15 protein-coding genes are annotated in these 20418 nt (G+C 61.4%); 8 read left to right on the top strand and 7 right to left on the bottom strand.

Annotation, left to right across the window (positions count from 1 at the left end; genetic code table 11):
- The first annotated feature begins 1 nt into the window (after position 1).
- Together M3I54_RS04590 and M3I54_RS04585 are read left to right on the top strand one after the other, a co-directional pair.
- Complete coding sequence (locus tag M3I54_RS04590; protein WP_254333407.1) at positions 2-1153, top strand: CaiB/BaiF CoA-transferase family protein; 1152 nt, start codon at positions 2-4, stop codon at positions 1151-1153.
- Positions 1154-1319: 166 nt separating this feature from the next.
- Positions 1320-2759, top strand: coding sequence for an MFS transporter (locus tag M3I54_RS04585; protein ID WP_254333404.1), 1440 nt, complete (start codon positions 1320-1322; stop codon positions 2757-2759).
- Positions 2760-2807: 48 nt separating this feature from the next.
- Here M3I54_RS04585 and M3I54_RS04580 read toward each other — a convergent pair whose 3' ends face one another.
- The 7 genes from M3I54_RS04580 to tssK form a co-directional block, all read right to left on the bottom strand.
- Complete coding sequence (locus M3I54_RS04580) at positions 2808-3146, bottom strand: DUF2322 family protein (RefSeq protein ID WP_254333648.1); 339 nt, start codon at positions 3144-3146, stop codon at positions 2808-2810.
- A gap of 218 nt (positions 3147-3364) precedes the next feature.
- Complete coding sequence (tssE, locus tag M3I54_RS04575) at positions 3365-3796, bottom strand: type VI secretion system baseplate subunit TssE (protein ID WP_254333402.1); 432 nt, start codon at positions 3794-3796, stop codon at positions 3365-3367.
- A gap of 13 nt (positions 3797-3809) precedes the next feature.
- Positions 3810-6536, bottom strand: coding sequence for a type VI secretion system ATPase TssH (gene tssH, locus M3I54_RS04570; RefSeq protein WP_254333400.1), 2727 nt, complete (start codon positions 6534-6536; stop codon positions 3810-3812).
- Positions 6537-6688: 152 nt separating this feature from the next.
- Positions 6689-7174: an Hcp family type VI secretion system effector gene (locus M3I54_RS04565; protein ID WP_254333398.1), complete on the bottom strand. Its 486-nt coding sequence runs from the start codon at positions 7172-7174 to the stop codon at positions 6689-6691.
- A gap of 100 nt (positions 7175-7274) precedes the next feature.
- Positions 7275-9053: an OmpA family protein gene (locus tag M3I54_RS04560; RefSeq protein WP_254333396.1), complete on the bottom strand. Its 1779-nt coding sequence runs from the start codon at positions 9051-9053 to the stop codon at positions 7275-7277.
- Positions 9050-9781 carry a DotU family type IV/VI secretion system protein gene (locus M3I54_RS04555; RefSeq protein WP_254333394.1) on the bottom strand — a complete coding sequence of 244 codons (732 nt, stop codon included), beginning with the start codon at positions 9779-9781 and terminating at the stop codon, positions 9050-9052. The genes M3I54_RS04560 and M3I54_RS04555 overlap by 4 nt, the downstream gene beginning before the upstream one ends.
- The gene (gene tssK, locus M3I54_RS04550) at positions 9778-11130 is read right to left on the bottom strand and encodes a type VI secretion system baseplate subunit TssK (protein ID WP_254333392.1); all 1353 of its coding nucleotides are present in this window, start codon (positions 11128-11130) and stop codon (positions 9778-9780) included. Before tssK ends, M3I54_RS04555 begins: the two co-directional genes overlap by 4 nt.
- A 504-nt stretch (positions 11131-11634) precedes the next feature.
- Between tssK and tssB the strand changes: the two genes are divergently transcribed.
- The 6 genes from tssB to M3I54_RS04520 all read left to right on the top strand — a co-directional run bounded on the left by tssB (position 11635) and on the right by M3I54_RS04520 (position 20416).
- Complete coding sequence (tssB, locus tag M3I54_RS04545) at positions 11635-12147, top strand: type VI secretion system contractile sheath small subunit (RefSeq protein ID WP_254333390.1); 513 nt, start codon at positions 11635-11637, stop codon at positions 12145-12147.
- Positions 12148-12220: 73 nt separating this feature from the next.
- Positions 12221-13753 carry a type VI secretion system contractile sheath large subunit gene (gene tssC / locus M3I54_RS04540; RefSeq protein WP_254333388.1) on the top strand — a complete coding sequence of 511 codons (1533 nt, stop codon included), beginning with the start codon at positions 12221-12223 and terminating at the stop codon, positions 13751-13753.
- A gap of 96 nt (positions 13754-13849) precedes the next feature.
- Positions 13850-16189, top strand: coding sequence for a type VI secretion system Vgr family protein (locus tag M3I54_RS04535; protein ID WP_254333386.1), 2340 nt, complete (start codon positions 13850-13852; stop codon positions 16187-16189).
- Positions 16190-16197: 8 nt separating this feature from the next.
- Positions 16198-18966 (top strand): hypothetical protein, encoded by a 2769-nt coding sequence (locus M3I54_RS04530; RefSeq protein WP_254333385.1) that lies wholly within the window; start codon positions 16198-16200, stop codon positions 18964-18966.
- The gene (locus M3I54_RS04525; protein WP_254333384.1) at positions 18963-20018 is read left to right on the top strand and encodes a hypothetical protein; all 1056 of its coding nucleotides are present in this window, start codon (positions 18963-18965) and stop codon (positions 20016-20018) included. Before M3I54_RS04530 ends, M3I54_RS04525 begins: the two co-directional genes overlap by 4 nt.
- Before the next feature lie 140 nt (positions 20019-20158).
- A complete protein-coding gene (locus M3I54_RS04520) occupies positions 20159-20416 on the top strand; it encodes a PAAR domain-containing protein (protein ID WP_254333383.1) in 258 nt (85 codons plus the stop codon).
- Positions 20417-20418: the final 2 nt, after the last annotated feature.

Raw genomic sequence — 20418 nt, 5'->3', positions numbered from 1 at the left:
TATGAATACGCAAAACCGTTTGCCGCTCGACGGCGTGCGCGTCGTCGAATTCACGCACATGGTCATGGGTCCCACCTGCGGGATGATTCTCGCGGACCTGGGCGCCGAAGTCATCAAGATCGAACCGCCCGGCGGCGACAAGACGCGCAATTTGCCGGGCCTCGGCATTGGGTTTTTCCGCTCGTTCAATCGCAACAAGAAGAGCGTGGTGCTCGACATCAACACCGAATCGGGCCGTGCAGCAGCCGTCGAGCTGATCGGCGAGTGCGACGTGATGCTCGAAAACTTCCGGCCCGGCCTCATGGAAAAGCTCGGCCTCGATTACGCCACCCTCTCGCAGCGCTATCCGCGCCTCATCTACGTCTCGCACAAGGGCTTTTTGCCGGGCCCGTATGAAAAGCGTCTCGCGCTCGACGAAGTCGTGCAGATGATGGGCGGCCTCTCGTACATGACCGGGCCTGTGGGTCGGCCGCTGCGCGCGGGAACCTCGGTGAACGACATCATGGGCGGCATGTTCGGCGCGATCGGCGTGCTGGCCGCGCTGCGCGAGCGCGACGCGACCGGGCGCGGACAGGAGGTGCAGAGCGCGCTGTTCGAGAACTGCGTGTTCCTGAGCGCGCAGCACATGCAGCAATACGCCATGACGCATGAAGCACCGCCTCCCATGCCTTCGCGCGTTTCGGCCTGGAGCGTGTACGACGTGTTCACGCTTGCCGAGGGTGAACAGCTTTTCATCGGTGCGGTGAGCGACAAGCAGTTCGTCACGCTGTGCGACGTGATCGGCTGCCCGCAGCTTGCCGACGAGCCGCGCTTCGCGAACAACGCCTTGCGCGTGGCGGTGCGGCCCGAACTGCTCGAGCGCCTCGGCACCGTGCTCGCCACGCAGCAGGTGGCCGAACTCATGCCGCGCCTCGAAGCGGCCGGCATTCCGTACGCGCCGATCGTACGCCCCGACCAGTTGCTCGACGACCCGCACCTCAAGGCGAGCGGCGGACTCGTGCCGATGCAGACCGACGACGGCGGCACGACCGAAGTCGTGCTGCTGCCGCTCATGATGGGGGGCCGCCGTCCCGGCGTGCGTCAACCGCTCGCGCGGGTGGGCGAGCATACCGACGAGGTGCTGGCGGCCCTGAAGTCACGCGCAGCGCCCTGAGTAAGCGGCAGACGAAGTAGACGCAGCACGTTCGCGGTTCCCCCCGCCGGTTTGCCATACGGTTGCGCGTGCAACGAGCCACCAGAAGCTCGCACGCGCGCCGCGCGCGCGCGGGCCCGGCGTTCACAAGAATGACGCCCAGCGAGGCGTCGTCACGGAGACAAGCATGCAACGAATCCTCGGCGCAGACGCCCCGCTCGACGCCGTCACGACCCCACCTGTGGGCAATCGCGCCGCCGCGGCGCTTTCCGCGCGGCTCGACCGCCTGCCCGCCACGCGCCAGCTCTGGATGCTGGTCATGTTGATCTCGCTGGGTGGCTTTTTCGAGGTCTACGATCTCATCTTCACGGGCTATATTGCGCCGGGCATGGCAAAAAGCGGCATGCTGCAAACCACCACGCACGCATTCTTCGGCTTCAACGGCATTGGGGCCTTCGTGGCCGCGACTTTCGCGGGTCTTTTCATCGGCACATTCTGCTTCGGCTGGCTGCCCGACCGCTTCGGACGACGAAGCGTCTTCACATTCTCGCTGCTCTGGTATTCGGTGGGCTCGGTGGCGATGGCGTTTCAGCATACCTCGCAGGGGCTGATCCTGTGGCGCTTCATCACAGGTATAGGCGTGGGCATCGAGATCGTCACCATCGACAGCTATGTCACGGAGATGGTCCCGCAGCAGATGCGCGGGCGCGCCATGGCGCTGAATCAGGCGATCATGTTTTCGGCGGCGCCCATTTCCGCGTTGCTTTCCTGGTGGCTCGTGCCGCAGGCGCCGCTCGGTCTCGACGGCTGGCGCTGGGTCGTGCTCGCCGGTTCGCTTGGCGCAGCGATCGTGTGGTTCGTGCGCCGCGCCGTGCCGGAAAGCCCGCGCTGGCTCGTCACGCACGGTCAAACCGAGGCGGCCGAACGTGTGATCGCTCAGATGGAGCAACGCGCCGTGCGCGAAAGCGGCAAACCCTTGTCCGAGCCTTCGCCCACGCTCGTGCTGCCCGCGCACCGGCGCGCCTCGCTCGCGGAGCTCTGGAAGCCGCCGTACCGTGCGCGCCTCATCATGCTGATCGCGTTCAACCTGTGCCAGGCCGTGGGCTATTACGGCTTCGCGAACTGGGTGCCCACGCTCCTGATCGGGCAAGGCGTGAGCGTCACGAAGAGCCTGCTCTATGCAGTCGTGATCGCCGTTGCGCTGCCGTGCGGGCCGCTGCTCGCGATGCTCGTGGCCGATCGCATCGAGCGCAAGTGGCTCATCGTCGGCTCGGCTTTCGCGGTTATCGTGTTCGGGTTGCTGTTCGCGCAGGCGCGCGGGCCGCTCGCGCTGATTTCGCTCGGTGTCCTGATCAGCCTTGCGGGGCAGACCATTTCCGTGTGCTATCACGCTTACCAGGCTGAGCTTTTCCCCACTGCGATACGTTGCAGCGCCAACGGCATCGTCTATTCCGCGAGCCGCGTGGGCGCGATGATGTCGGGTTTCATCATCGCCGCGTTGTTGCGCGATTTTGGTGTGGGCGGCGTGTTCGCCGGCATCACCGTGTGCATGCTCGCGGTGATGATTTCCATCGGCGGATTCGGGCCGCGCACGAATGGCGTGCGGCTCGAAGAGCTTTCGGCGTGAGGGTGGGGGAAAGAGGCGTGCCGGCCGGCACGCCTGCGAAGGCAACGCTCAGGCTGCGGCGATCACGTCGATGCGCAGCGTCGGGCCGCCTGCCGCGATTTCCAGCAGACGATCGACGTTCGGGTGCGCGCCCGGGCGGTTGCGCGCGTCGGCGGTGTGCTCGGCGAACACGGCGAGGCCATGCTCGGCCGCGTTGGCGTCGAGCGTGCCGAAGGCTTCGCGCAGATAGTGGTAGATCGCGAGCGAGCCCTGCTTGCCGGGCTTGTTTTCGATGCTCGCGGCCACCTTGCCCTGAGCGTCCACGAGATCGATGCGCTCGATGCCGTCGATGCCCGGCAGCAGTGCGAGATTGTCCTTGAAGACGGCGCCCGGTTGAATTGCCTGAATCACTGAAAACACTCCGTTGGTTCGATAAATGGCTTTTGCGGAGCCGTATCTTAGCCGATCGGGGCGGGGGCAGGTCGATGTAGTCGGCTGCGGTGCGTCGCGTCGGCTTCGATCGTCGAGGGCGTGAGCGTGGCCGAGCGCGAATTGCGGTCGATAGACGCGCGTCGAACGCCATTTCGGATTCGAGGCGCTGTCGCATAAAAAGGATCGGAAACGGACTAGCGCTCACGTTCGCGATTGACAAGCCGCTCGACACGCATGCGCCCGGGTGGCTCGAAATACGTTCCGAACCGAACCAGCCCGGCCTTCCTCAAATGGCAGACCATCGTGAAGCTCACGAGGAGCCCGGGATCGGGCCTGTCGCTGATCTCGATGTCGATCGAACGCAGGCGCGGCTCGAACTTGAGCAGCGTGTTTTCCATCTGGTTGCGTAAATCGTGGACTGACGCTGGCAGGTTCTTGTAGACGTCGGTGAGGTCCGGCAATCCATACTCGGGCACATGCTTGAGCGCACCCGCCCTCGTATTCATGATTCGCCCAATGTTTGCCTGGACGCTCAGGATTTCGAGCGTGTTGTCATCGTGGTTTTCGAGTGCCTCGCCATTGATGTGGCCAAGCAGCATGTCATAGAGGGACGGGCCTGTCGGCATGGCGATGTCTTCCTTACCCTGCTGTTGTTTCGGTCGTGACCACGACCGGCTCGGCCTGATCCACGAATTCAATCGTGAGACTGCCTTCAGCCGAACTCGACAGAACAACCTTCGCCGGCGTTGTGCCGCTCGCCATGCGGGTGAGCAGCTCACGCGACACCGTCGGGAGTACGCGCTGGTTGAGGAATGCATCGACGTTACGGGCGCCGGATTCACGGGCAAGGCAAGGCTCGGCCATTGCCGCAATCAGGGAATCGTCGCAAACCAGTTCGACACCGTGCTGACGTTTCAGGCGCTCCGCAACCTTGTCGAGCTTCAGCCGCACGATGGCGCCAAGTGCAACAGCGTCGAGCGGCTTGTACACCAGCGTCTGGAAGCGCGCGAGCAGCGCCGGCTGGAAGTGCTCGACGAGCTGTGGGCGGATGGCCTCGAGTAGCGCGGGTTGCGCGCTGTCCGGATTGTCGGCAGTGAACTCGTCGATCTGCGCACTGCCGAGGTTCGAGGTCATCAGGATGACGCAGTTGCGAAAATCAATCTCGCGTCCTTCGCCGTCGCGCATCGCGCCTCGATCGAATACCTGGTAGAACAGGTCCAGCACGTCGCGATGGGCCTTTTCGACTTCGTCGAGCAGCACGACGCTGTACGGGCGTTGTCGCACCGCCTCCGTGAGCACGCCGCCGCGGCCATAACCGACATAGCCCGGAGGCGAGCCCTTGAGCTGCGAAACCGTGTGGGCTTCCTGATACTCCGACATGTTGATCGTGGTGAGTGCCGCCTCGCCGCCGAACAGCAAGTCGGCCAATGCTAGTGCGGTCTCGGTCTTGCCCACACCGGAAGGACCCGCGAGCAGGAACACGCCGAGCGGTGCATGCTCGTTTTTCAATCCGACCTTGGCAGTGCGCAGGCTTTCCGCGAGCGCGACGAGCGCGTCGTCCTGGGCGACAACCCGTTTCGCGAGCTGCGCCTCGAGCGTGAGAAGGCTCTGCAGTTCGTCTTCGACGAGATTCCCAACCGGCACGCCGGTCCATTCGGCGACCACGCGCGCAACCGCCTGTGCGTCCACGTCCGCGAAAATCAGGGGTGTCTTGCCCTGGATACATTGGAGCGCTTGGTGTGCCTGCGCGAGGGAACCGGGTTCACTATCCGATGGAGCATCCCGTTGTTCACGCAGTTCACGCACGAACGCAAGTTCCTGGTCATAGCGCTGCTGCAACGCGTCAAGCGCGGCCTGCGCCTCGACGAGTGCCGCGCGAAGTTCTGCCTGACGCGTCTCCATCTCTGTGATGCCCGCCCGGGCGTCGTCTTCCACCGTCGAGCGTTCCAGCTCCAGCGCTGAGATGGCCGCGCGTGCGCGCTGCAGGTCGGCCGGGGGCGATTCGAGACCCATCCGTACGCGCGCTGCAGCCGTGTCGATCAGGTCGACCGCCTTGTCCGGTAATTGGCGCGCCGGGATGTAACGGCGCGAGAGCTTGACTGCTGCCACGAGCGCTTCATCGCGAATGTGCACGTTGTGGTATTGCGCGTAACGACTCTTGAGCCCGCGCAGCATCAGGCACGCTGCGTCGTCATCTGGCTCCTCCACCTTGATCATCTGGAAGCGCCGTTCGAGCGCGGCGTCGCGCTCGAAGTATTCCTTGTATTCCGACCAGGTCGTTGCCGCGATCGTGCGCAACTCGCCGCGCGCGAGCGCGGGTTTGAGCAGGTTGGCCGCATCGGCGCCGCCGGCGGCATTGCCGGCGCCGATGAGCGTATGCGCCTCGTCGATGAAGAGCAGGATCGGCACGCTCGATGCCTGCACCTCGTCGATCACGTTCTTCAGACGCTGCTCGAATTCGCCTTTCACGCCGGCGCCCGCCTGAAGCAGGCCAAGGTCGAGCGTGAGGATACGCACGTCGCGGATCACGTTGGGCACCGTGCCTTCGGCCACACGAAGCGCTAGGCCTTCGACGAGCGCCGTTTTTCCCACACCCGGCTCGCCCACGAGGATGGGGTTGTTCTTGCGCCGGCGCGCGAGCACGTCGACCATCTGCTGGATCTCGCGATCGCGGCCAAAGACCGGATCGATCTTGCCGTCTCGCGCCTTACCGGTGATGTCGATCGCAAAGCGGGCCAGTGCGTCACCCTCAACGCTGCGCACGACCGTCGGCGTTGCCTTTGCCGACTCCGCATGATCTGCACTGCCGGCCGCTGTCGCCGCGGTGACAGCGGCCGTTTGCGGTTCTGGCCGTTCGGGCGGGTTTTCGCTCGTACGGGACCCCAGACGAGGCAGTAGACGCTGGATCTGCGCGCTGCTCGCGGACAACAGCGGCCACGCGGAGCGTGTGCGCAGCACGTGCGGCGCCTCGACGATGGCTTGCAGAACATGTCCCGAGCGGATCGTCGTCTCATGTGCATCGGCCAGGTTGAGCGCACGGGACCAGGCGTCCTGCAGGACGGCGGCCAGTTGCAGGGAGAGGCCCGGACGGCCGCGCAGGTTGCGCGGGGTGTGCTCAATGGCGCCAAGCAACGCGTTCCATATGGGGTCCACGTCCATATCGTAGTGGTCCAGGATTGCGGGAATATCACCGTCGCCCGCCTCGAGCAGTTTGAGCAGCCAGTGCTCGACCGTGATTTCATCCGCAAGCCGTGTCTGACACAGACTTGCTGCTGCCTCGAGCGCCGTCGTGCAATGCGGATTGAGCCGGCGCAGGAGCTGGCTGATGTCCCGGGAATGTGTGCTTCGGTCGTTGTACAAGGTCATGTCGTGGCTGCCTGTGCGGGCGCAGGGGAGAAGGAGGCGGCCACTGGAAGCGGCCGCCCAGTGCAGCAAAGAACACCAGTCCGCGTGCGCGGACTGGCAAAAGGGGGCTGTCATGCGGTGACGGTCCCCGGACCGGCGTCGGGAACGAGCGCTCAGGAGCGCTCGTTCCAGGTGTCCTTGTGGATGATGTTGCCGTCCTTGTAGGACCATGTGATGGTCTCGTAACGCAACTCGATTTCCTCGAGGTGGTTGTGCTTCTCGTAGTCGGGGATCTTGATGTCGAGCATCTTCGGACGGACCGCCACGACCTTCACGTTCTCGAGCTTCGTGTTGAAGTATTCCTTCTCCTTGCCCGCGTCGTCGATCTTGTACCACTTGATCTCGGCCGACTTGAGCGTTTGGCCGCTCGTCACCGCCTTGTAGAGATACGGCGTCGACGCGTCGGTTTCCTTCACGAGCGTGATCGGCGCATGGACGCGCGTGCCGGTCAGCTTGCCGGTGTTGCCATCGGTCGGGATATGCAGATCGTGGTTGAACTGCGTGATCTCGATGCTGCCCTCGCGCCCCTGAACAGTCACGGAACCCTTGATGTCAGCGCCACCATCGTCCTTGAGCCACATGTATGACGGAATTGCCATTTCTTAACTCCCTTTCTTCGTACTACGACAATCGCCCGGAGACAGTTAAAGTGACCGGGCTCACGAAACCCGAAGCGTGGGCTTCGGGGACAAACGCTCCCTACCTGGGCGCCGCTGCAGGCGCTGCCGTTTGCGAGGTGTCAGCCGCCGGGGCGGGCTGCGCCGCGTCGGGGACGAGCGTGATCTCTACCCGTCGATTCCTCGCACGCCCGGCGATTGTGTCGTTCTCCGCAAGCGGCCGCGTGTCGCCGTAGCCCTGGATCGCGAATTGCGTGGCTGGGATGCCGGAGGCATCAACCAGCCAGTTGCGCACAGCTTGGGCGCGAGCGGTTGAAAGCAGCAGATTGCGATCGGGCTTACCGACGTTGTCCGTGTGGCCCGCCACGAGAATCCGCTTGTCCGGATGTGCCTTGATCATCTCGAGTGCATTGACCATGATCCGTGTCGAGCCGTCTTTGAGTTGGGCCTTGCCGCTGTCGAACAGCGACATGCTGTCAAGCGCGAGTACGGCCGGCGGCGGGGGGGGAGGCTGATAGGAGGCGATCGCGTTGTTGAGCGCCGGGATCAGTCGCGCGCCGCGGTACAGTCCGAACGACAGATTGAGCGGGACCCCCGTTCGTGCGTAGCGGTCGAGTTCGTCGCGATCGTTCACGAGGGTCCTAAGCGCTTCGCACCGTGCCGCGTCGTGGTCGGCCGGAATCATCGAGTAACGCCCAAGATCTGCTTGAATGCGCGAGAGCAGCGTTTGATTGTTTTTTCCGGCACAGCAAAACGCAATGCCGGCCGCGCACGCGAACATCGCAAGGGCATGGATCAGCGCCAGGAGCCGGGGCGATCTCCAGTGCCGCACAGGCAGGGCCTCGATCAGCGGCTGCGGTAGCGGCCATGGCGCAGGTGACTCCGGCGCCGTGTTGCGCACGACGCTCGTTTGCATTTCCACATCCACGTTCCATGGGCTGCCTGCACGGCCCGCGGGGCCGCAGTCGATCCAGCCGGCACCGAACAGCGCAAAGGGCATAGCCGGTTGCCGCGGGTCGGTAAGCGCGTGAAGCACGACGCGTTGCGTCCAGCCAATGAGCGACGCAAGTGCCGCGGCGCGCGTGGCCGCCACATGGCGGTTAGCCGCGCTCATGATCTCGTCTTCCGCTGCCCGTATCACGGTCTCGAACCGCTGCGCCTCAACCATGCGGGTAGCCGAAGAAACACCGTGCCATTGCGGCCCGGCAAGCCCCGCGGCTTCGGTTGTCAGTCGCTGATACACCGCGACATAGCCGGGAAGCGCGCGCGCGCCGAGCATGCGCGTGGCGTCGGCGACTGCCTGACGTGTCGCGCGCAATGACTGGGTTAGAAGATCGACATCCGTGTATCTTGCCGGCACAGCCGAGATCACGACGCCATCAGGGGCAGGCCCGTCACGCCACTGCTTCACGGCGATGGCCAGACGTGCCAGATCTTTGGGGCTGTCCACACGTAGCCAGATTGCGCCTTCGCCAACATAGGCGAAACGCTCGCCTTCATTCCTGTTGAACAGTGCGGGCAGATCATCACCCGTCACCAGCACGAGCGGCATTCGGGTACGGAGGTCGACGGGTATGCCGGCCGTTGCTTGCCCAAGTGCGCAGAGTACCTGTGCGCCCTGCTTGCGCGCGATGGAAATTCGCCGGGTATACAGGACCACGAGCAGCATGGCGACAAACACGACCGCGCAGGAGAGCAACCACGCAAGCACCGGTCCGATGCGCGCCACGAACCAGACCAGGATGAGCGCCAGAGCGCTTGCAAGAAGAACCTGCAGCCGGAACGGGTAATCGAGTCCTTCGTGGCCGCAAAGCTGCGCATCGTTGGGCGCAGAAGTCAGCAGGGGCAGGTCTGACTTCACGGCTGCGCAACCTTTGCCGATGGAATGTGTGTGACCTGCGCGTTGAGTGCGACGGCCCACGTGCTCCAGATCACCGCTGCAACAACGCAAACGACTGCGGCTACAGCCCACGGCGAAAGCCTGTGGAACCAGTCGGAAAGCTGGCGTCCCGCACGGTCAGACATAAACGACCGCGTCTCATGTGGGCGAAGCGTCTTCAGGCGTGTGTTGAGCGCGCCCATGAGTTCGATGAGCCTGCTTTCGCCTTCGAGCGCGTAGCGCCCCTTAAAGCCCATGCCGAGGATCGCGGCGTAACCTTCGAGCAGGTCTGGATTCGGTGTGGCTTCCCGCAGGCGTGCCTCGATCCGGTCAATGACGAATTCGCCGGCGTCGTGCACCTTGAACCGCTCGACCTGAAACGGATTGAGTGCCCACGCTGCGCGGCTGCTTTCGGGGAGATGGCGCAGCGCCGTTTCATCGATCAGGCCGCACTGCGCGAGCAAGACTTCGCGCTTGACGTCTTCGGGATAGCCGTACTGCGTGAGGGCGTCCGAGAACTTCTGGATCAGCTTTCGGCAGTCGTTGCGGAACTGCTCCGCGTTTTTTACGGTTCCGTCGTCGCCGAGTGATGTGACGAGCAATCCGGTATCACGCAGCAGGTCCCGGATGCCCGGTGTGCTCGCGCGACCAAAGTCGGGATCAGACGCAAGATGCGCGGGCGTGTCGTGGCGATCGGTCAGGACTTTCATGAGCGCAGCACCGCGTAAAGTTCAAGCGAGGCATCGGCGACCGACCCCGGCAAATAGATCTGACACGCTCTCGCTGCGAGCATCCTCTCGTATGCGGGGCTGCTGGAGTCGAGCGAAAAATACTGGTTGTCCAGTCGCACCGGAATGGCGCTGGGCACGCGTTGGACCGCCTTGAGCGGAATGCCAGGCAGTGCAGAATTGACGATGTGTTCGACATCATCCGGTGCGCCGATCTTGCACAGACGCGGAAACTGTTCGACCAGATCAAATGCAGTCATGCGCGCATTGACCGACAGGTACCAGTCGGACACACCATCGACGATGCGCTCGTCAAGGAACTGTCCAGTCCATGTCGTCGGGGTTTTGCGCGTGAGGCCAATTGGGATCACGCGGGACGGAATGATTGCATCGAGCAGTTCCCGGATCATCGATTCCAGCTTCGTGAACACGTCATCGGCGTGCTCATGTTCCCACGCGGGAATATCGGCAAGCTGCACGGCGGTGGAGAATGTCGTCAGGGCACTGACCAGCTGGGCGAGCGTGATATAAAGCTGCTCGGGGGGCCGCGTGGGATGCGACAAGAAGAGCCGCATTTGTGGCCACGCCGTGTGGATGCAGTGCAGCAGCCAGAACAGTTGCACGTCGGCCACGCCGTATTCGGTAACCTGCTCGACGCGTTCGCTGCGACGCGTGCCAAGCGCGAGGCTCTTTGCCTGCAGGATGTCCGCGAGGCGGTTGAGGCGCTCGATGTGCAGCGGATGACTGCCCAGCGTGAGGCACGGCGGTACGAAGTGGTGATCGACCTGGAACTGACCGTTCGCTGCGCGCGTGAGACGCGCTATTGCGCAGACAGTGTCATCGGCATGCGGCTCGAAATCGAAGAGCAGGCGCAGCGCGTGGCGTTCGACCGCAATCTCGGTCTCGGTCGTGCCGTTCAGATCCACGACCTTCACGAACTCGCGATAGGCGCGCCGCGGCCGCGCGAGCGCGGTCTCGTCAAAACGACAGTTGTTCCCATTGGCGTCGGGCAGCGCAAGCGCGGCGTAGACGATCAAGCTCTGGCGATCCGCGGGGATACCCTGCGTCAGATCGCGTCCTCCGGGTATCGCGTCGCGGACCGTCGAGTCGAATGGGGTTCCGTCCGGCAGGCGCAGTTTGAGTTGCTCGAGTTTCAGCCGGCCCGTCTTGAGCGCTTCTTCATCCACGACGACACCAAGCGTGCCCCAAGGCTCAGCAAAAGCCGCGGCCACGAACTGCTGTACGGCGAATTCGGTCGCGCGCTCCATCTGCTGGAAGTGTTGCTGCGAAAGGATCAGGCCGTCGTGCCAGAGAGGTTTATGGATCCGCATTATGTTGGTCTCTTGTGGTTCATACTTATCTTCTTTCAGACAGTGACTTCAATCGGAGATGTCGAACGGCTTTATACAAGGTAAACCGGAGTATGTATTGAATTGAGTTTGAGATCTGACAAACGTTAACAACTCGCACAAAAATAATATGCTGATCGCGTATCTCGATATTTGCGGCGGCAAAATAACATGATGGATGTCAATTTAGAATGGCGATATTGGCTGGTGGGTTTTCGCCAAAAATTTGCGAAATTTATTAAAAAATTAACAATTGAGTATTTAGAGATAAAAGCGAAAATAAATTCCAATTGACGGCATGCATGCAATCGGATTTAATGGGCCGTCGCAAACAGGTCGCACGAATGGAGGCCACGCCATGGGGTGCCTTCAGTACTAGATCCCTGCGAGCATGCAGGTAGGGGAGGACCGCACGTGCAGTACGCGACACCGCATCGCGACCGTCAAGTTCTGCGGAATCTTGAATCTTAATTAATTAGGCATACTATGGATAGCTTTCAGCGAGAAATCCCAAAAAGCCGCGTGTCGATTACTCTGGATCTTCACACGGGCGGAGCCCAGAAGAAGGTTGAGCTGCCACTCAAATTGCTTGTCGCCGCTAATTTTAGCGCGGGCGCGGAAAATGCACCGATTGCCGCCCGAAAGAAGGTCAACATCGAAAAAAACAATTTCGATGCCGTGCTCGGCGACTATGCGCCGAATTTGAAGTTTGGCGTCGAAAATACGCTGGCGGGAGATGGCGGCGAATTGCCCGTGAATCTCTCGTTCCGCTCATTGAAGGACTTCGATCCGGAGCAGGTGGCCCGGCAGATTCCCGAACTCCAGGCGCTGCTCGCCATGCGCAACCTGCTGCGCGACCTTAAATCGAATCTGCTGGATAACGGGACATTCCGCCGCGAATTCGAGAAGGTCCTGAAGGACAAGCGTCTGTCCGACAAACTGCGCGGCGAACTGGCGCAGGTCGCGACGGCTGCTACCCAGCCGGAAGGGCATGCCTGAACGGCGCCGCGCCAAAGCGGCATTCACCGCTTTCCGCAATCAGCTTGTGTTTCAAACGCAGACAGGAAAAGCAATGAGCCAGAACAAAGCCGCCACGGGTGCAACCGAGACCGTTGTGCTCGAGGGAGACAGCGTGTACGCCGCGCTGTGCAGCAAGATCAATCTCAAACCCGTCGCCGAGGCGCGCCCGCTTGAAGCGTTCCGCGACGGCGACACGCTCTCCGAAGCTTCGGCCGACGAGCGCATCGCGCGCGGTATGGGCGCGTTTCTCGAACTGGTGGCGAAGTCGAGCCAGCCGGTCGATCGCCTCGACAAGTCGCTGCTCGACTTCCATATCGGGCAGCTCGATCGCCAGATCAGTCGCCAGCTTGACGCGGTGATGCACGCGTCCGAATTCCAGGCGCTCGAAGGTCGTTGGCGCGGCGTGAAAATGCTGGTCTCGCGTACCGACTTCCGCCGCAACGCGCGCATCGAACTGCTCGACGTCTCGAAAGAAGCACTGCAACGCGATTTCGAGGACGCGTCCGAACTCATCCAGAGCGGCCTCTATCGCCTCACGTACATCGAGGAATACGACACGCCTGGCGGCCAGCCGGTCAGCGCGATGATCAGCGACTTCGAGTTCGAGAATTCGCCGCAGGACATCGCCCTGCTGCGCAACGTCTCGAAGGTCGCGGCGGCTGCGCACATGCCGTTCATCGGCTCGGTCGGCCCGGCGTTCTTCGGCAAGAAGTCGATGGAAGAAGTCGCTGCCATCCAGGACATCGGCAACTACTTCGACCGGGCCGAGTACATCAAGTGGAAGAGCTTCCGCGATACCGATGACGCCCGGTACGTAGGCTTGACCATGCCGCGCGTGCTGGGCCGCCTGCCGTACGGCAAGGATACGGTGCCGGTGCGCGCCTTCAACTACGAAGAAGCGGTGAAAGGCCCGGATCACAACCGGTATCTCTGGGTGAATGCCTCTTTCGCGTTTGCAGCCAACATGGCGCGCAGCTTCGTGAACAACGGCTGGTGTGTCCAGATCCGTGGACCGCAGGCGGGCGGCAAGGTCGAAGACCTGCCGGTCCATCTGTATGACCTCGGGACCGGCGCCCAGCCGAAGATTCCCACGGAGGTGCTCATTCCGGAGACGCGCGAGTTCGAGTTCGCGAACCTGGGTTTCATTCCGCTCTCGTTCTACAAGAACCACGACTTCGCGTGCTTCTTCTCGGCCAACTCGGCCCAGAAGCCGGCGCTGTACGAGACGAAGGAGGCCACGGCCAACAGCCGAATCAACGCGCGCCTGCCGTACATCTTCCTGCTCTCGCGCATTGCGCACTACCTGAAGCTCATCCAGCGCGAAAACATCGGGACGACGAAGGATCGCCGTCTGCTCGAGCTGGAGCTGAACAACTGGATCAAGGGTCTCGTGACCGAGATGAAGGACCCGGGCGACGAGCTGCAGGCCTCGCACCCGCTGCGCGAGGCAAAGGTTACGGTCGAGGACATCGAGGACAACCCGGGGTTCTTCCGCATCAAGCTCTTCATCATCCCGCACTTCCAGGTGGAAGGCATGGACATCGGCCTGTCGCTGGTGTCGCAGACGCCCAAGGCCAAGGGGTGAACTCGGCGCTGCTCTGACGTTTTCGGTGCGAACCGCCGGGGTACTCCTGGGTGCCTCGGTGGTGCTTTTGCGTTTTGCGTCTCCGGGAGGTTTTCGATGTCGTGGCTCATGCCGTTACAGGCTTATGAATTGAAGCTGGCGCCGCATCCGGCGCCGTTCTCCATCGTGAAATTTGCTGGCCATGACCGGATCAGCCAGCTCTACGAGTACGAGATTGAACTCACAAGTCCGATAGCGGGTATTCCGATGGATCAGGTGCTCGGGCGTTCGGCCCGGTTCATCATCGATCCGGTCGACCCAAACCTGGGTCACCTGCAGCGTATGTTCGGCGAGAACGCTGCGAAGTTCAGCACGAAGCCGCCCGCACAGACCGTCCACGGCATCATCACGAAATTCGATGAGCACGAGACCTCCGCCGACGAGACGCGTTACCGCGTGAGGCTCGAGCCTGCGATCGCGGACCTCGACCGGGGCAGGACAAGCCGGCTGTTCCAGAAGCAGTCGGTCGAAGAGATCATTACCGAAACGCTGCGGCACTACGGTTACCGGGCCGGTGTCGACTTCAGGTTCAACCTGCGCGGCCAGTACAGGCGGCACGAGTACATCACCCAGTACCACGAGACGACGTTCGCGTTTATCCAGCGCATCTGTGCGGAAGAAGGCATCTGGTTTCGCTGGGAGCAGAAAAAGGATTACGCGGTGATGGTGTTCGGCGACGATCTGGATGCGTACGCGCGCAAGCAGCGTGGGGTGCCCTATCGTCGTGATTCGGGCCTTGAGAGCGTGGGTGCCGACTCGATCAAGTCGCTGCGGCGGCGCACCCGGCGCGTGCCGCAATCGGTGCGCCTGCATGACTACAACCATCGCCAGGCCGACGTCTCGCTGCTGGTCGAGGAGAACACGGCACGCGGGGACAAGACCACCAACGCTGTCGACTATCACTGGGGTGAGCACTACGAGACGCCGGAGGACGGCCAGCGCATTGCCCGCCTGCGGCACGAGGCTTACCTCGCAGGTCAGGTGACGTTCATCGGCACCGGCAATCCGTTCTGGCCGGAAGCCGGGGAGGTCATGCTGGTCGATCCGGTTCAGGTCGATGCGAAGCACGGGATCTTCATCACGTCGGTACGCTCGCACGGTGGGCGTAACAGGTCGTACCGCGTGACGTTCGAGGGGATTCCTTCGGATCGGGTCTGGCGAACATCCATGGACACGATCCCGAAACCGGAAATGAGGGGCGTCCTGCCGGCCCGGATTACATCACCCGGAAACTACAAATATGCCTATCTGACGGAAGAAGGCTGGTACGTCATCAAGCTGCCGTTCGATCTGGACGAGTGGAGTCCGGGTGGTACCAGCCGGCCGGTGCGGTTTGCCAAGCCCTACAGCGGCGACAACTACGGTCACCACTTCCCGTTGATCGATTCCGCGGAAGTGGCACTCGAATTTACGGCCGCGGATCCAAACCGGCCCATCATCATCGGAGCGATGCATGACAGCCTGCATCCGGATCTCGTCAACAATCTCAACAATACGCGCAATCTCATTCGCACGGCCGCGCAGAATGAGATGCGCATGGAGGACAAGGAAGGCGTCGAGCATATTCACCTGACGACGCCGTTTCAGACCAGCGAGCTCAACCTTGGGCATATGGTCGACGGCCAGCGCAAGGAGCGGGGACAGGGCGCCGAACTGCGGACCGACGGGCACGTGGCAGTCCGGGGGGCGAAGGGGGTTCTCTTATCCGCCGAAGCGCAACCAGGTGCCACAGGTTCGCAGCTCGCGATGGATGATGCGAACGCAACGCTCCAGCAGGCCAAAGAACTGCTGCGCTCGCTCAACGATTCGGCCAATGCCGCCAAGGCGTGGCTGGCTGAAATTGACCAGCAGCGCGACCTTATTGAACAGAGGCTCGTCGAGATCAAGAAGTCCGTGGTCGTCGCGAGTGCACCCGACGGCGTTGGCATCGCCAGCGGCCAGCACATGCAACTGGCGGCCAAGAAACACATATTCGTCACTGCCGGCCAGGGCCTCGACGTGGGGGTATTCAAGCGCATTACCTTTGCAGCCGGCGAGGCCATATCGTTGTTTGCAGCGAAACTTGGGATCCGGATTTTTTCGGCGAAGGGAAAAGTACAGGTTCAGGCGCAGGGCGACGAGCTGGAACTGATGGCGCTCAAGAACGTGGTGGTTAGCTCCTCCACAGGCGAAGTCATGATCACCGCGTCAAAAGGCATCACGCTCGGTGATGGGTCCGGCGCGTATATCAAGGTCGCCAATGGGCGGATCGAACTGGCCAGCCCAAGCGGTCAGATCTATGCGAAGGGCAATCTGGAAGTGGATGACGCAGCCGGCGGCAACTTCACGTTTCCGAACTGGAACGGTACACCGTTGAAAGATGTCAAGGACAACCTGGGTTTTGGTTTTTCTGAATAGGATAATTCATGGCAAACAGTTCGCCTGCGGCTACACCGACACAGCCCCTGAAGCAGATCACGTTCGCCTTTCCGTTTCGCAAGAAGGGACAAGACAATGGTGGTGCTGCAGCAGACTTTACTGACGAGCACGAGATGTACCAGCTTCTGAAGCAGGAATCGTCAGGCTCGTTCCCGGTAAGCAGCGGGGGGATGTGGCACGGCGGCATCCATGTCACCGAGGCGGGTGCCGGGCAGTCGATGGACTTCAAGGCTGGGGTGCGCTGCATTGCTGATGGCGAAGTTGTCGCGTGGCGCCTGAATCGGGCCTATCTGGTCAACCAGATCCCGGCCACCGATGGCCAGCCCGCGATCAATGCGTCGTACAGCACGGGTTTTGCACTGGTAAAGCACACGATGGAATTTCCACGTGGCACGACGCTCACGTTCTTCAGCCTGTATATGCATCTGCAGGACTACGCCGGCTACGAAAGCGATTCGACACTTCCCTGGCCGGCGTACTGGGCTGCGAAGGTGGAAGTGACCCAGGAGGCTTCCGACAAAGCCAAATCCGGCGCCAACGGCCAGCCGGCGCCTGACGGGCAGACAGGACTGAATGTCCGCGCAAGCAAACCTCACGGAGCCGTGCTCGGGATACTCCCACGGGGAACGCAGGTGAGTCTCTCTAAACGCGAGGGATCCTGGGGACAAATAGCGGACGCGCCTGGAGCGCTGTACGCACCCAAGGTTGGTGAGTATGTAGATCCAGCCGTTGCCATCGGTAAATGGATATTTCTGGGCAAGGAACACGGGCACGATGGCCCTGTCGTAAAAAACGTTGTGCCGGATTCCTTCTTCGATTCGGTAAACGTCGTACTGGAGGGAAGACGGGTCAAGGTCAAGGCGGGTGATGTGCTCGGCTACCTTGGTCGTTTCGACTCCCTTCGCAATTCAACCTCCATCCGGATGGTGCACATTGAGGTGTTCTGTGATGACACCATCAAACAGTTCATCGAAGACGGACGGAACTGGGTCGACGCGCACATCGAGGACACGACCGGGAACAGGAATCAGTGGAATCAGCTGGGTGTATCACCGGATCCCACCATTTTGCGCGTGAACAGTGGCGTGCATCTGTACCAGGCCCCGCCCCCCGCACAACCTGGCGAAGAGCCGAATCCGACCGATGTGATCCAGGTCTGTGGATTTGCCACGCTGCCGCACGATGCCAGCCACATGGTCACGGAAACGCAGCCTGGCAACGACGGGCACAAGCGCACCTGGTGGAAAATCGACAGCGAGGATGTTCAACGCCACCCGGTTTCAGGTTGGGTGCGGGAGCAAAGCTTTGCCGGCGGTATGGTGACCCGCGAACATGCTCAAAGCTGGGTGGACTTCGAGTGTCACGATGAGGACCACGATCCAGCGCACACCATCTTTGCGAACACGCAGGACTATGTCGCCTACCAGGCAGGACAGCAGCAGACACCCGACCGGGGCTCCAAGGCCAAACTTAGCCCGCTCATGGCTGCAATCTACGGTGTGCTTTTCCCGACGGGCGACGGTGTGCACGCTGTGGACGAACTCTCCAGCATCGGGCAAGGCGCGCAGGGTTCTGGTTTTCCATGGGTTGCGTTCCGGGCCTCGCGCCTGATTCCGAAGCACGAGAGTGAATGGGCCAACCCGGCCAAGTGGCAGGACCTGATCGCCGCCATTGAGCAGCACACTGGCCCTCGCCCCGAGCACGAAGAGGAAAAGAAGCGCATCGCCAATCTCGTGTGGTGGGATGAGGTCAAGGCCGGTGTGCCGGGATTTCCGGGTTCGGACGTTTTTCATATTCATCCGATTGGGCTGGTGGGAAATTTCTTTAATCCCAATCCCGACGTTTGTGCCTGTGGTTGTTGTATGACCGTGACCGGAACGCGCTTCAAGGCAGGAGCGAATACGTTTTGGTACGGACCGCAGCATTCGGGCTCGATTTCGTTGGGCAACTGTGCTGCATTGGCGACAATGCGGACCAACGGCACATTAAGCGAGACCGAAGAGAAGATTCTGCGCGCTATGTCCCAGAATGAAGGCAAGGTGGATACGGTTCAAGCGATCGACAAGGCGATCATCAGCGCCGGCGCAATGCAAAAGACCATTCGCGGGGCGGAAAGTCGGGGTGAGTTGGCGACGCAGATTGCCGCTTTTCGAGACGCGCATCCTGCCGAGTACCAACAGTATTTTTCCAACTGCGGCTGGACCGTTACGGGGTCGGGCGACGAAGCAGCGCTGGGGTATGCGCATGCGACATTTACGAATGGAGTTCGGATGATTGGCGATGAGCTTTACACCGCGCTGCGACGCGATTGTTCGGTCCACACCTTTGGTAAGCCGGTTGAATGTCCGCCTGTCGCGTCGATGGCACACGCCGTATCGTCGCCGTTATACCAAGTGCTGCAAGTCAAGGACTTTGTCGATCGCCTCAATCACGCTATTGGCAAGACGCCCGGTGGCTATCCTTATCCGATCAAGGACTATTTGCAGTCACCGCTCGGCCGTGCGACCGTCTTGGATCAAGACGTCAACGCGCCTGGTGCGACGGCAAACAGTATGAAAGCCTCGCTGGATCGCTTTTTTCAACACAATCCACGTGTGTCCCGCAATCCTGCTGAGTGGGGAGCGAACGGTACTGCATACGAAACCAGCATTCTGCAGGACTATGGCCCATCCCGCTATATGGCGCATGTCAACGGCGTGTCGGTCGCGCCGCAGCGATATGAGCATCTGCTTCAAGCCCTAGGAACGCCATCGTGAAAAGCATGAACTCAAGAATTACGAAAGCAGATGTTGCACCATGTCGAACCGGCTCGTCGCCGGTCCAAGCTGTTCGTCTCGGTGCAATAATTGCCTCTGTCTTGCTGCTGAGCGGCGGCGCTCCCGCTCCAGCAAATGCTGCCGCACCTTCGTCTACGTTCAGGTTCGCGTTGCCGGGTGGGGCAGCGATTATCTATGGCAAGGCGTTGAACCCTCAAACACCGTTGCCGGAGCGTGCATGGCAACAGGCAACATTCCATTTCCCAAACGGAGCGACGTTCAGTCTGCTGCCAAGAATTGGCGCGGCGGACTCGGGTGGTACACAAATGGAGCCGCCGAGCAACGGTAATATCTCGCCGTCAGGTCAATATGTCGTCATCGGGAGAATCGAATCAGGTTCTGTGTCGTCAGGGCCGGGTCAGCCGGAATCTGACGCGAGCCGGGAATACTGCGCTGCCATTGAGATCCGCACTGGATGTATCACCGCTGATCAAACTGGTGAAATATGCGGAGCGGGATGGCAGGCTGGCCAGCGTGCGCAGTGGGGAACTGACGAACAGACGAGTTTGATGCTGAAGGATGAGCGTCCGTCGGCAATCCGACTGCTTCAGTTTATCGGGGCTGGTCAGCCGCCACGGTCACTCATCAAAGATGCTTCCGGCACCGACAATCTCCTGCGGTGCGATCCGCCGTCTTCGGCCAATCGTGACGCCTATCGCAAGATTGCGAAAGCCTTGCACGCGGCAGGCGCAGACAACGATGCGCGACTGATCGACGCCGCGAATTCAAAGGCAGACAGCAGCACCATCGGCACGTCTGCGCCGGTAGTCGTGGAAACCACGCATCGTACGGCGATCGTATCGGTGCAACAAGCGACGCTCTATACGGCGCCTGATGATGCACACGCGAGTCGGGCATATCTGGTCCAGAGCGATGTAGTGACGGTATTGAAGCAGTCTCCCGCAGGCTGGGCCTATGTGGACTACGTCAACGTTTCCGGTAGACACCTGCTTAGATGGATCAAATCCAACCAACTGGCAATTGCGCCGTGATGGGATCCGCTAGTGTTTTGCCCCAGAAATACGCAATTTTTCATAAACGCCGAATCCTTTTCAAGGACGGATTCGGCGATGGGCGTCCGCTTAAAGAGAAGTTTTCAGACCTTGTACTGGTCAGCAGGGAGTGTTGGCGAATGAAAAAACTGGCATACGAAGGTGACAGCACAAGCCACGGTGGCAAGGTACTTTCGGGCTCCGACCGTATCAAGGTGAAGGGACGGCGTGCAGCGAAGGTTGGCATCCTTGTGTCCTGTCCAATCCACGGCGACAACGAAATCATTGAAGGAAGCAGCAGCATGAAGGACGCCGGTACGCCCTTGTCGAGGGATGGCGATGCAACGCAGTGCGGGAGTGTCCTGATAGCCTCGACTGACGGCGCGAAGGTCCGATAAGG

Origin of the sequence: Paraburkholderia sp. CNPSo 3274, from assembly GCF_024206475.1 — a bacterium.
Lineage (GTDB): Bacteria > Pseudomonadota > Gammaproteobacteria > Burkholderiales > Burkholderiaceae > Paraburkholderia.
The sequence above is the reverse complement of the archived record's forward strand: the minus strand, read 5'-3'. Positions and strand labels throughout refer to the sequence as shown.